This window comes from Monashia sp. HAY1-2A (genome assembly GCF_056755315.1).
Genome location: NZ_JBNDHY010000420.1, coordinates 1 through 271, shown reverse-complemented (window position 1 = coordinate 271; position 271 = coordinate 1). Strand labels below are relative to the sequence as shown.

The following is a 271-nucleotide window of genomic DNA, read 5'->3' as shown; positions in this document are numbered from 1 at the left end:
CCTCATGCCGCACCCCGAGCACGCAGTGGAGACCGGCTTCGGTCCGGAGTCGTTGAACGGCGAACCCCGCGACACCGACGGACTGGGCTTCTTCACCTCCGTACTGACCAAGATTGTGGGAGGCGACAAGTGACCACGGAAACCACCAAGAAGTTCAACATCGACACCGTTGAGCACGCTGCCAAGACCCCGGACACGGAACTCCCGTGGGCCGAGCTGGGCCTGAAGCAGAACGAATTCGACGAGATCGTCAAGGTCCTCGGCCGCCGCC

1 pseudogene is annotated in these 271 nt (G+C 63.1%); it reads left to right on the top strand.

The features are described from left to right. Positions 1-133: pseudogene (locus ACPYOM_RS22555) on the top strand (phosphoribosylformylglycinamidine synthase subunit PurQ); the annotation flags it as partial. Between the last annotated feature and the right edge of the window lie 138 nt (positions 134-271).